This window comes from Nocardia sp. bgisy134 (assembly GCF_057708325.1).
In genome coordinates, this window is the sequence record NZ_JBYIRW010000021.1 from 82,408 (window position 1) to 94,976 (window position 12,569).

General features: G+C 64.6%; 8 protein-coding genes and 3 pseudogenes. 5 read left to right on the forward strand and 6 right to left on the reverse strand.

Features of this window, described 5'->3' with window-relative positions:
* The first annotated feature begins 181 nt into the window (after positions 1-181).
* Complete coding sequence (locus tag AC3ERS_RS30235) at positions 182-1,153, forward strand: CSLREA domain-containing protein (RefSeq protein WP_431971531.1); 972 nt, start codon at positions 182-184, stop codon at positions 1,151-1,153.
* On the opposite strand, the gene AC3ERS_RS30240 is transcribed toward AC3ERS_RS30235, so the two are convergent.
* From AC3ERS_RS30240 to AC3ERS_RS30255, 4 genes and pseudogenes are all read right to left on the reverse strand, one after another.
* The gene (locus AC3ERS_RS30240; protein WP_431971532.1) at positions 1,150-1,821 is read right to left on the reverse strand and encodes a TetR/AcrR family transcriptional regulator; all 672 of its coding nucleotides are present in this window, start codon (positions 1,819-1,821) and stop codon (positions 1,150-1,152) included. The two genes, AC3ERS_RS30235 and AC3ERS_RS30240, sit on opposite strands and share 4 nt — an antisense overlap.
* A 219-nt stretch (positions 1,822-2,040) precedes the next feature.
* Positions 2,041-2,298: pseudogene (locus AC3ERS_RS30245) on the reverse strand (alpha/beta fold hydrolase); the annotation flags it as partial.
* A gap of 610 nt (positions 2,299-2,908) precedes the next feature.
* Positions 2,909-3,538 carry a TetR/AcrR family transcriptional regulator gene (locus AC3ERS_RS30250; RefSeq protein WP_431971533.1) on the reverse strand — a complete coding sequence of 210 codons (630 nt, stop codon included), beginning with the start codon at positions 3,536-3,538 and terminating at the stop codon, positions 2,909-2,911.
* A gap of 294 nt (positions 3,539-3,832) precedes the next feature.
* Positions 3,833-5,188: a flavin monoamine oxidase family protein gene (locus AC3ERS_RS30255; protein WP_431971534.1), complete on the reverse strand. Its 1,356-nt coding sequence runs from the start codon at positions 5,186-5,188 to the stop codon at positions 3,833-3,835.
* Positions 5,189-5,643: 455 nt separating this feature from the next.
* Here AC3ERS_RS30255 and AC3ERS_RS30260 point away from each other — a divergent pair, with 455 nt between their 5' ends.
* From AC3ERS_RS30260 to AC3ERS_RS30270, 3 genes and pseudogenes are all read left to right on the forward strand, one after another.
* The gene (locus AC3ERS_RS30260) at positions 5,644-6,897 is read left to right on the forward strand and encodes a saccharopine dehydrogenase family protein (protein ID WP_431971535.1); all 1,254 of its coding nucleotides are present in this window, start codon (positions 5,644-5,646) and stop codon (positions 6,895-6,897) included.
* A gap of 51 nt (positions 6,898-6,948) precedes the next feature.
* The gene (locus AC3ERS_RS30265) at positions 6,949-7,659 is read left to right on the forward strand and encodes a transporter (RefSeq protein ID WP_431971536.1); all 711 of its coding nucleotides are present in this window, start codon (positions 6,949-6,951) and stop codon (positions 7,657-7,659) included.
* Positions 7,656-7,838, forward strand: a pseudogene (locus AC3ERS_RS30270) (transposase); the annotation flags it as partial. The gene AC3ERS_RS30265 and the pseudogene AC3ERS_RS30270, both read left to right, overlap by 4 nt.
* Positions 7,839-8,162: 324 nt before the next feature.
* On the opposite strand, the gene AC3ERS_RS30275 reads toward AC3ERS_RS30270, so the two are convergent.
* The gene (locus AC3ERS_RS30275) at positions 8,163-8,561 is read right to left on the reverse strand and encodes a low affinity iron permease family protein (protein ID WP_431971537.1); all 399 of its coding nucleotides are present in this window, start codon (positions 8,559-8,561) and stop codon (positions 8,163-8,165) included.
* Between the two features lie 506 nt (positions 8,562-9,067).
* Between AC3ERS_RS30275 and AC3ERS_RS30280 the strand changes: the two genes are divergently transcribed.
* The gene (locus AC3ERS_RS30280; RefSeq protein ID WP_431971538.1) at positions 9,068-12,346 is read left to right on the forward strand and encodes a protein kinase domain-containing protein; all 3,279 of its coding nucleotides are present in this window, start codon (positions 9,068-9,070) and stop codon (positions 12,344-12,346) included.
* 17 nt (positions 12,347-12,363) lie between these two features.
* Here AC3ERS_RS30280 and AC3ERS_RS30285 read toward each other — a convergent pair.
* Positions 12,364-12,495, reverse strand: a pseudogene (locus AC3ERS_RS30285) (ATP-binding protein); the annotation flags it as partial.
* Between the last annotated feature and the right edge of the window lie 74 nt (positions 12,496-12,569).

Sequence of the window (12,569 nt, forward strand, 5' to 3'; positions counted from 1 at the left end):
TACTTGAACGCGAGCGTACCCTACTCCATGTTCATGATCGGATCAGAGAGACTTGATGAAGACAAGCACATCTGCCGCGGCGGCCCGCGCCGTCGCCATGACGGCCCTAGTCGCGGGCAGCACAGTCGGATTCTCCGGAGCGGCCTACGCCGACAACGCGCCTGGTGGAGATTCTCCAGGAGTGATCACAGTGAACTCCACAGCAGACGAGGTCGCGGCCGACCCCCGAAGCGGGCAATGCCGCACGGTCTCCAACACCTGCACGTTGCGCGCCGCGGTGCAGACGGCCAATGCCCGTCCAGGCAGTACGATCGTGGTGCCCGCCGGACGGTACATCCTGGCGATACCCCCCGACCCGAGCAAAGTGCAGGGCCGCAACGCCGATCCGACCACGGGAGACCTGAACCTCACCGCGCCGACGGTGCTGCGGGGCGCCAGCCGCGACCGGACGGTGCTGGACGCCAACGGGATCGACAGGGTGTTCAGTATCGCCTCGCCCGTAACGCTGGCGGGATTGACTGTGACCGGCGGAGTCACCGCCCAACACGAAATCCCGTTCTACGACACCGGCGGGGGCGGCATAGCCAATTCGTCGAACCTGGTACTCGATGACGTTGTGGTTCAAGGTAACAGCGCCGGGTACGGCGGCGGGATCTTCAACGTGCCGGGGTCGGACTTGCAGACGAAGAATACGACTATCACCGGCAATACATCCGGCGAGGCGGGCGGTGTGCGGTGCGATAACACCTGCACCTTCACCGACTCGACGATCTCCAACAACCGCGTGGTCAATCCCGAAAAGTGGTCCCGTCCCGGTGGATTCGCCGGTCGCGGCGGCGGGGTAGATGTCCGAGGCCGGGGCGTGGTGACTTTCGATCGTTCGACGATCACCGGAAACTCTGCCACGGACGCCGGCGGCGGCATCAACGTGGCGCCGGCCTACCTCGACACCCTCCCCCACCAGGTGACCGATCGGGTCAACGTTCCGCTGGGCACCGTGGTATTGCGGAACTCGACTATTACGGCGAATACCTCCGGTACCGCTCTTGCCAACTGCGCGAAGGTGTTCGCGAAGATCGTCTCCGAAGGTGGCAATACCAGCGACGATACTTCCTGCGACCTCACCGGTCCCGGGGACAAAACCAAGTCCTAGTCGACAGGCAAATCCGGCCCGAGCAGCGCGCGGTGGATGTACATCACCGTGTCCTCGAGTTCGAGCAAGTCACCTCCGGCACGCAGGGTTCGACGGACGGCCTCGTTGGTCGCATCGGTCACCGCCAGATAGGCATGATCGGGAACCGACGGATCGACGGGGCCTGCCGTTTCACGCCACGCTCGGATGTATCCGGCAAACCAGTGTTGGCAACGCTCGAACGACTCGATCGCGCGTGATCCGGCCACGGCGGTTTCCAGGTAGAACGAGCGCGCGAACGATGGTTCGTCACGCAACAGAGTGAGATACTCGCGAATGCCGCGTCGGAGAGTCTCGAGGGGCCCCAGCTGTTCGGACAACACCTGCGTCATCGCCCGCTCGAGATGATCGATCATCAGATCGCGACCCGTCTCGGCCGCGGCAAGGAAGCACGCTTCCTTGTCCGGGAAGTGCTGATAGAACGTACGACGCGAAACCTTCGCTGCCGCAGCAATATTCGCGACCGTCACAGTGAGATAGCCGCGTTCCGCGACGACGACCGTCACCGCGAACAGGAGCCGCTGACGCTGCGACCCCGTCACCAGATCACGAGCGAGACCGTGCGGCCCGTGCGGTAAGGCCGTCAGGGTCGGTTCCAGCAACTGCTTATGTTCCACCCACACCTTCATATCAGGTCCAGCGCCACGAGAGTGAATATCGCGTGACAGGTGGCGCCGACCAGGCTCACCGACCACCATCGACTCCATCTGCCCGCTGGGTCCGCCGCCGGATCGGCATCGAGCCCGATGTTTGCCATGGTGATCGGTTGCGGCGCCTGATCGCTCCTCGAAAGTGGTTCGGCGCCATCGGCGTCCGTCCGGTCCGCGGAAACGGTGTCTCGCCTCGGCTCACCGCTGCTCGCGGAACCGCTCGATGACCGGCGCGAGTTCCGCGGCATTGATGATGAGGTCGACATGGCCGCCGGGGTGAAGGTGAACGACAGCATGCGGCAGCAGTCGCCGCATGATGCGGGGATTCGCGAGAGGAATGATCGGATCGTCGGTACCCGCGATGATCAACGTGGGCTGGCGGATGAGCGGAAGAGCGAACAGACTCGTCCACACCGAGCCGGCGAGCAATTGGTGGACGTATCCGACACCGGATCCAGCCATGAGTTGACGATCGAGCAGCCGCTGGACGACCCGTGCCGACGTTGGCTTCGACGCTGGCACCGAGCAACTCGCCGGTGCGAGGATCACCCCGCAGTTCGACGATGCCCTCCTCGAGGAAGGTGCGAATTGTCGCGCTGACCTCGATCGCCCGTTCGTTCATCCGAGCGGCAACCGCCGCGATGTAGCCACCGGCGTCGACGTCATCGTGACGCATGTTCGGGTCTCCTCCCTCCGTGCCCGCCGACCGCGCGGCGGGCTCTCGATCCCTTGTCTCCACGAACAGAACCGGCGGAGACTTCGTCGCCACCGAGCCGGTGTCCCGATGTCCCTCGCCTGTTCGATGGCGCACAAGCATGAGGGTCGGCAAGACACTTCAAGTCGACATCAAGTTCATGCGAGGTGGGGTGAGGAAGCCTCGAGAGTGGCGGCCCCGCAGCCCTTTTCGCCGAGCAGCACCTCGGCCGCGTCGAGGATGGCTCGCATGCGCTCGATCCCGGGACGCCGCACAGGTGCCGGGCGAGCGGTCGCTCTGGGCGCCGGCCAGTAGTCGAACACGATTCGAAATCGTAACGGCTCGGCCGACCAACGCGGGCAGCGAGCGGGGTCAGTCCTTCGGCGCGTAGGTCTCGAGATAGGCAGCGACAAGCCGTCGCGCTTCGGCGATCGTGGCCTGGTCGCCGGTCGGCGACCGCCGGAACGCGACGTCGAACAGCCTGTTGCCCGCTTCGAAAGCAAGCTCGAGGGCGAGTCGAGGCGTGTCGGCGTCGATGAAATCTCGGTCTATCAGGTAGCGCCACAACCGCTCGGCCTGCGCGTCGTCGAAGACCTGGGCCACTTCGGCAATCGCAGGAGTACGCCCCACGTACCAGAGTTCGATGAAGCTCGGGAACTCCCGGTAGTACGCGAGTAGCAGGTCGATGATCACATCGATGGCCTGGCGCAAGTTCTGCGACGCTCGACGTTCCAGCGCCGCCGCGATACGCGCATCCAGCTCTCGGACGTGGCGATGCGCCAGCTCGACGTCGACCTGGTTGCGATCGGCGAAGTAGTGATAGATCGACGCCAGCGGAATGCCGGTCCGTTCACCGATCGCTTTCAGCGTGGCAGCCTCGTAGCCCTGCTCACGCAGCAATCCGTCGGCGGCTTCGAGAATCGCGAGCACGCGCTCGATTCCGCGGCGCTGCACCGGGGCAGGCCGAGCAGAGGTCTGCGGAACCGTCTTGTTCTCGAACACGACTTGGGATCGTAACAGCCGGTTCGGCACCTCTACAGGAGCTCGCCAACCGCCTCGTCACCGATGACGTCGACCTGTTCTGAGCCGGCACCGGTCCAGCCCACCCGCCACGTCTTGAATAGTGTTGCAGCGCAGGCGCCTTCCCTCCAACCAAACACCGACCACCCGAGAGCCCGACTCCCGTCGATCGAGAGAGTCGGGCGTGGAGGCATCTGGAGTCGAGCATGCGCCCGGATCAGAATTCGACGACCCGGCGCACGGCGACGCAGCCGTAGCGTGTCGGCTCCTCGACTGTCACGGTCGGATCAGGCTCGCCAGTACGGCCTTCCCTGCTCGCTCGCCCGACGTGGCCGCGTCCGCGAGCGACGGCAAATCGAGCTGATAGTCGCCGGCGAGGTAGATGCTTCCGAGCGGATCACGCAGGATCGGAAGCGAATCCCTCCCCCCGGGCGCCCAGAAGGGCACGACCCGATGGTGCCGCCGCACGATGCCTTCGCCCAGCTTCCCCTCCAGTTCGGGAAGTACTGTGACCAAGTCCTTCGAGAATCGCGACACGATCTCCTCGTCGGATAGCTCGAACAACGCGTCGGCCTGAGCGCCGCCCGCGAAACAGGCCAGTGCTCCGCCCGGCTTACGAACGCTGCCGTTCCGCAACGCCGCGGCGTGGTTGAACACCGCCTGGAACGACAACTGCGGCGTCGAGACGCCGAAGAAGTCGTCCAAATATTGCGGCCCGACTTCGTTGGTGAAGAAGCCGACCACCACGTACCGACCGTAGGTGATGTCGTGGAATGCGTTGCGCTGCTGCTGCGGCAGCTCCGGGATGATCCGCTCCGCGATATCGCCGGGCACGGTGACGATCGCGCGCTTGGCCCGCAGCCGCGCCGGACGATCGCCGTCGTAGTAGTCGACCACTACGCCGTCACCGTCCTGCCGGACCGATCGCACCACCGAGTTCAGGCGGATCCGGCCACCGAGGTCCTCCGCCAGAACGTCGGTCAACGTCTGGTTTCCACCCACTGGCAGCGAGAAGTTCGGGATCTTTGCCGGGTCGGCCAGCGCGACGGCGACCGAGGTGACGAACTGGGTCGCGGCCGTCTCGTCGACCTCGCATCCCATCCACTGCGCCGACCACGACCGAACGATGGAGCCAGCCAGTTCTGACCGGACGCCTTTGAGCAGGTACGTCGCCAGCTTGGTGTCGAGCTTTGCGCGAACCTTTTGCGCGATCCGGCTCTGCGACTCCAGGAACGGCATGGCCGCGAAGATACGTGCACCGACCATCGCCATGCCTAGGCGGTCCGTCATGGTCATCCGCGTGCGGAACATGAGCGCGACGGGATTCGAGGTGTCGACCAGGCCGCCGTTCAGGTAGAGCGCGACGCTCTTGCCTGCGAGCGAGCCCATCGGAATGTTGTGCCGGTCGAGGGCATCGATCAGAGGGCCTGTGCCCTCGGTGAACTGAGTGCCGACGTTGATCCAGTAGTCGCCCTGCCGGATGGTCTCGACTCGTCCGCCCGCACGGTCGGTGGATTCGAGAACAACCACCTCGGCCTCCGGCGCCAGCGTGGTCGCCGCCATCAACCCCGCCATTCCGGCACCGACGACGACCACCTCGGTGGCCTCTTCGTGCACATCATGCGTTGGCAAATCAACTCCTGACTCTGGATCGATCAAAGGGAAGGTCCGGCGAATCGTCGTCACTGGCCGGTGGCCGATCAGCGACACTCCGAAGCGCGATGGGCGTCATCGGGCGCGCTGTATCGCTCTCGCGGCGTAGGTGAGCGAGCCGCGTCAGCGGGCTCGCTGCCAGACACCACGGGCACCGTCGTCACCGACAACGGACTGCACGTCCTGCGCGCCGTCGCCCTACTCCATTCCGACGTCGGCGAAAAGCCAGCACGCCACGTCATGAGGTCATAACTCGAACTCGATTCGAGTTTAATATCAGGGTGTGACGCTGTCAACAGTCGATAGACGACGGTTTCGACAACTGGGTAGCGCAGAGCTCGCCTCCACGCTAGGTTTGCATGAACTCGAACTCGATTCGATTTCGATAATCACACTCGGGTCGCATGCGGCCCTCGACCCACAGGAGTACAGCCATGGGCACCAAGCGAATTGTCTTCATCGGGGCCGCAGGAGAGATGTGTCGGCTTGCTATCCAACGGTTCGCCGTCGCTGACGGAGACTGGGAGATGGCCCTCTACGACATCCGTCCCGAGCTGCTCGATCAGCTGGTGCGCCAGCTGCCTCCCGGCCGGGCGAGCGCCGCGCGGCTCGACCTGTACGACCGCGAAGGGCTTCGCCATGCCATCGAGGGGGCCGCGCTCGTGGTGCTCGGTGCCGGTCCGTACATCCGCACCGCCGGCCCCGTGATGGAGGCGTGCCTGGAGGCCAAGGTGCCCTATCTCGATTTCGACGACGACATCGAGAGCACCCTGCACGCACTGTCCTTGCACGAAGACGCCCTAGCGGCGGGGGTGCCGATGTACATCGGCTGTGGTGCGTCGCCCGGCTTCACCAACGTGCTGGTCGCCGACGCCGCCGCCGAGCTGGACAGTGTCGAGAACATCGACGTGTATTGGGTGGTCGGCGATGAGCGCGGAGCCGTCGGCCGCGCGGTTCTCGATCATATGCTGCGGGTCGCCGCCGGTCCCTGCATGACCTGGGAGAACGGCGGACCGGTGATGCACCAGTCCTGGCTGGAGACCCGCTGGACGGAGCTGGGCGGCGGACTCGGGCTGACCATGGTGCACGAGACCGCGCACCCGGAGCCGGTGACCTTGCCGCGAAAGTACCCGGATGCCAAGAACATCCGCTGCTTCGGCGGGCTGGATCCGGCCCCCTACAACGGTATTGTCCGCGGCGTCGGCCTGGCCGTGCAGAAGGGCCACATGTCCATGCAGGAGGCAGTGGACTTCTTGGAGGCCTTGATGACCAACAAGGGCGGCAGCTCGAAGGGCTTCCGCCACGCTCTTTCCGGATTGCGGGACATCGCGCGTACCGGGGAGTCGACGCCCACCGAGCTGATCAAGTTCCTTGCCTTGGCGGCGGTGGGCCATACCTTCCCCCACAAGTCCGCCCTGAAGGTCGAGGTGACCGGCCTCCGCAACGGCCTGCCCGCGGTGGTCAGCCGCCGTACCCCGGTGAGTGGACCTGGCACCTATCTGTTCACCGATATGGCCGCGGCGACGGGAACGGCCTGTGCCGCGTTCATGGTGGTGGCACTCGACGAAGAACCCGGAACCCGCGCAGGGGTATTCACGCCCGAAGAATGGGCCGAGCCGGAGCGGTTCTACAAGGGCCTCGAACGTGTCGGCACCCCGCGCGACGAGATCTACGAAGTCTCGCACTAGCCGCCTCGGTTCGTCGATACATCGAACACCGGACCTCGCACAAGGTTGATCATGGATCTCAAAACAACACTGTATGCACTCGCCGATCTCTTCATGATCGTCGCCGGGTTCACCTACGGCTGGAAGTTCATCAAGAACTACAGAAACTACTTACTCGGTCTCGAATGGATCATCGTCGCGAGTTCGGGAACCAACTTCCTGGTTTACGGGGTGGTCGGCGCGAACGAAACCAGCCCGATGTATCACCTGGCATTCTTCTTCGACGCGTTCTCCCGGTCGGTCGGAATCACCGTGATTCTCGTCCTTGGTTTGATGAAGGTCACCCACGGATTCAAGCCGCCGCTCGCCGTCGATATCGGTGTCTTCGGGCTCGCCATCGTGGGTGGCCTGTTCATGTCCGCCTTCGCCGACGACCTCGGGCTGGCTGCGGCCATCTTCTACGTCGTGATGAACGCCCTGACCACCCTGTTCCTGCTCTACTTCGCGTGGCGGCTGTGGAATGCCGGTGAGCACCGTCATGCGATCGCGGTAGCGGCCATCAGCGCCGCAGCAGCCGCGATCGCCGGGGTGTACGACTTCTACCGCATACCCGGCGACGATGAGCACCACACGATCTTCTACATCTTGGCCCTCATCACCTGGGCTTGCCAAATGGTCGTGTACTACTTCGGCTATCGCGCGCTGCAAAATAGCAGCGACCGAATTGCAGCTGATCGAGCACCAGGGTCCCCGGTCGCGAGTTCGGTAGCAGTTTCCGACTGAGTGATACCGACTGGGATATCGACGGCGTCCGTGACTACGTGCGCGGCTATGTGGCCGATCGGCTAGGTAACCGCGATGCGGTACCGATCGCCGACGACACCGGGTCTGAAAAGGGCGTCCGCTCGGCCGGGGTGCAACGCCAGTACTCCGGCACGGCCGGACGCACCGAGACTGCCAGATGCGCCATGCACGACCGGAAATGGCGGACCACATCGGCATGTGTCGTGGCGTGAACAAGTCAGCGTGCCGTCCAACATCGGCGCATCCACATGGCGCAGCGACGAAAGATCCGACCGATGCCACCGCTCGTCACACGGCGAACCGGCGCGGGTCTCCCCGGCACCTGCACAGCGTGCAGGTGTACACAACACGCCACCCCGCACAATCTGTCTTATCGCTGCGCTTTGCACATCGCCGGTCAGAGCGGATCCGGTCCCCGCCTATCGGGCCGCGATCATTGGGCCGCGGACTTGGCCGCCGGTGAATCCCCGAACAACCACATTTCAGTGGCGCTCTTCGAGTCCAACAGCTTCCCGGAGCCGCTCCGCGACCGTTCGAAGCTCGGAATCGTCGAACGCGGACGACGCCAGCAGCGCCGCCAGCGCCTCGGCGATGACATTGAGTTTCTCCTGCGCGGCCTCGCTTGCCCGGCGACTGGAGTTCTCGAGCAGCACCACCAACAGCAGCGTGAAAACGCTCGCAACGGTATGAATGGCGACTTGCCAGGTCTTGAGGTCCGTCCACCATGGCAAGCTGATCAGCCACGCCACGACGATCCCCGCACAGACGAAGAAGAACGGAGCCTGACTCACTCGCAACTCGGCCTGCTCGACGAACCGGTCGAACGGCGACCGGCGATCACCTCCGCCACGACTCCGTGCGGCCTCGCTGCGTCGCTCCATCACCGGAATTTTAGTCACATCCCACCCCCACCACATCCGGACGATCACGCTCGCCGACGCGCATCGCCGGCAACGGCATTTCCTTCGCGACATGCACGGTAACCACCGACTGCCACGCAGCTTCCGCGCCTTCCCCCGACCCCTCGCCCGACGAATATCGGTAACAATCAGCCCTCATTCAGCACAACCTGGCCGCCACGTTCGTGGCCGAAGCCATCGCTCACCGACTCGACATCGCCGACCTGCAGGTTCTGCTATGGCTCGACTCCGCACCCACCATGCGGCAAGCACCCCTTTCGTCCTCCCTGACTCGGGTTATAGCCTCGGCGAACAGACAAGGGGTCGAAATTCGGATGCCGCGCAGTGATCAGTCTTCACGTGCCGTCGACTGCGGCGGTGGGGCCCGCAGTTACTACCGTGGCGATATCCTCGAAGTAGTCATCGAGAGGCGAGCAGGACAATGATGCTGTTGCCATGGCGTGGATCGGGTGAATCGGTATAGGTCGATGACCGGCGCCGATCCGCTCGCAACGCAACGCGACGCGTCTGGCTCGGTCGCGGCGGAACTGGCCGCGGCCGGGTTCGACGACGCCATGGAGATCGGCCGCGGCGGGTTCGGTGCCGTCTACCGGTGCACGCAGGCCGAGCTCGACCGCGTGGTGGCGGTCAAACTGCTCACCACCGGTCTCGACGAGGACAATCGGGCGCGGTTCTTCCGCGAGCAACGCGCCGCGGGCAGGCTGACCGGGCACCCCAATATCGTGCACGTCCTCCACGCGGATGTGACCGGCAATGGTCGGCCTTTTCTCGTGATGCCGTACTACCCGCGCGGTTCCCTCGACGCGCGGATCCGCAGCGACGGGCCACTGGAGCTGCAGGAGGTGCTGCGGCTCGGGGTGAAGCTGGCCGGGGCGCTGGAGACGGCGCATCGCTTCGGGGTTCTGCATCGCGACGTCAAGCCAGCGAACATCCTTTTCACCGATTACGACGAGCCGACGCTGGTGGACTTCGGAATCGCCCATTTCGCAGGCGGTTTCGTCACCGGCACCGGCATCGTGACAGGTACGCCGGCCTTTACCGCGCCGGAAGTGGTCGCCGGCGAGTCACCGAGTCCCGCCACCGACGTCTATGGCTTGGGCGCGACGTTGTTCGCCGCGATCACCGGTCATGCCGCTTTCGAACGCCGCAGCGGTGAGCAGTTGGTGGCTCAGTTCGTCCGGATCACCTCCGAGCCGGTCCCTGATCTGCGGGAGCAGGGCATCGCCGAGGATGTCAGCGCCATCGTCGAACGTGCCATGCACAGCGACCCGCGCAGCCGCCCGTCCGCCGCGGAACTGGGTGAGCAACTCCAGGCCTCGCAACGCCACCATGGACTTCCCGTCGACGAGATGGCTCTGCATACCCCGTCCGAAGCCGAGCACGAACCCACGCCACCCACACGCGGGAAGTCTTCCTCGACAGTGTCGAATCAGCGCCGACCGTCGCAGACTTCTCGACCGGGGAAGGCTCCGTTGGAGCTGACCAGTTTCGTGAATCGACGTACCGAGCTGACCGAAGCGAAGAACTCGTTGTCGACCGCGCGATTGGTGACGTTGACCGGGATGGGCGGGGTAGGCAAGACCCGGCTGGCGGTGCGGGTCGCCACCAACGTGCAGCGTGAGTTCGCCGACGGTGTGGCATTCGTGGAAATCGGCGAGGTGCGTGACGAGTCGCTGCTGGCGAGCATCGTGGCGAACGCGCTGGGATTGCAGGACCGATCGGCGCGGCCGCTGCGCGAGGTGCTCGCCGAGTTCCTGGCCGACGGGGAACTGCTACTCGTGCTGGACAATTGCGAGCAAATGGTCGCCGCGGTCGCCGAGCTCGCCGAATCACTGCTTCGCGCGTGTCCCGGGTTGCGAATTCTCGCGACGAGTCGCGAACCGATCGGCCTCGACGGAGAAGCGGTATTGCCGGTACACCCGCTTGCCGTTCCCGATCCCGACCGGCTACCGAGGAGCCCGTCCCGAAACGACGCGATGAGATTGTTCGCCGAACGAGCAACCACGGCCGTCGCGGGCTTCGAGATCACCGACGACAACACGGCCACCATCGCCGGGATCTGCCGGCAGCTGGACGGCTTGCCGTTGCCGATCGAGCTGGCGACAGCCCGGCTGCGAGTCATGTCGCCGGACCAGATCTTGCAGCGGCTGACCGATCGATTCGCATTGCTCACCCGCGGCAGCAGGACCGCCCCGCCACGGCAACAGACGTTGCGCATGTGCATCGACTGGAGCCACGACCTGTGCACCCCGACAGAACAACGAGTATGGGCCCAGCTCTCGGTGTTCGCCGGAAGCTTCGAACTCGAGGCCGCCCAATACGTCTGCGGCGACGATCCCACGGCAGAGGATTTCCTGGACACGGTGGCCTCCCTCGTCGACAAGTCGATATTGATACGGGAGGAATCGGATACCGCGGTCCGATTCCGAATGCTCGACACCGTGCGCGACTACGGTCACGAAAAGGCAAGAGAGACCGGCGAATACCTCCAGTACCGACGCCGCCACCGCGACTGGTACGAACGGCTTGCCCTTGACGCGTATGCCAACTGGCCCAGTAACCGGGCGCTCGAGTGGATCTCCCGGTTGCGTCGGGAGCAGCCGAACTTGCGGCAGGCGCTGGAGTTCTGCGTCTCCGACAACCCCGAAGTCGGGATCCGGATCGCCGCCGATATTTGGCCGTTCTGGTACTCCCAAGGCTCGCTGAGTGAGGCGCGCCGCTGGCTGGACCGTCTTCTGGCTCGCCGCACCGGCCAACTCACCATCGACCAGGCCGCGGCGATCTACGCCGCCTGCATGATAGCGGCGGTACAAGGTGACCTTCCCGCGGTCGAGGGTCTCGTGCGCAAAGGGCGCCCGCTCGTAGAGCAGACCACCGCCCCGTTTGCCCGCGCACACATCGACCTCGCCGACGGAATTCTCGCGATACTCAGCGGAAAACCTTCTGCCGCAAGCCCGTACCTCGAGAAGGCTGTCCAGGCGTATACGAAACTCGACAACGTCTTCTTCCGAGTCCACGCGTTGACACTCCTCGGATTCACCCAGGAACTGCACAACGATACCGAAAAAGCCGTCGAATGCTACGAGCACGCGCTCGCCATCGCCGAAAAGCACGGCGAAACGATGTACCGCCCTTACGTGCTGTGGTCGCTGGCGGTGGCGTCGTGTCGGCAGGGCGACCTCGCGCGGGCGACTCGACTACTCGCGCGGGCACTGCAGGCGAGCCGGACGGTGAACGACCGCACGAACACGAGCATGTGCCTACGCGCATTGGCGCGGATCGCCAACGACCAACAGGATGTCGAGCGTGCGGTCGTGCTGATGGCAGCCGCTGATCATATCGACCGGTCGGTGGGCGCTTCGCCGAGCTGGTACTCCGACCTGCTCGTCCCCCACGAAGAGTCCGAGCGCCGGACTCGCCAGGCAATGAGCGAGCAGACATACGCTGCAGCCCAAAGGGAGGGCGCCGCGCTCAGTTTCGACGCCGCGATCGCCTACGCCCTGGGTGAACACGCCCCTCCCGCACCCGCAGACAGCGCCGGTCGCAAACTGACCAAACGGGAACGACAAGTCGCCGAACTGATCGCCGAAGGGCTCACCAATCGGGAGATCGCCACTCGCCTGGTCATCTCACCACGCACCGCCCAAGGACACGTCGAGCACCTGCTGACCAAGCTGGGGTTCACCTCCCGGGCACAGATCGCAGCATGGATCGCGGCATCGCAGAACAATGCTTCGGAAGCATGAGCGAAGATGACGCGCTATCCAGCGTCAACCGGCCCGGTCAGGATGACCGACTCACCGATCGGCAGCCACCGCAGCGCTGCCAGGTCACGGATCTGCGCAGAGGGCAGTTTCGGGCTCGCGGCGAAGTCGAACTCCTCCAGAGCGACCTGCTGCGGCGCCGTCTTGTTTCCCCAACGAAATCCGCTGTTCCGAGGGTCTCCGATCTAACCACGGAGCCAGTTTT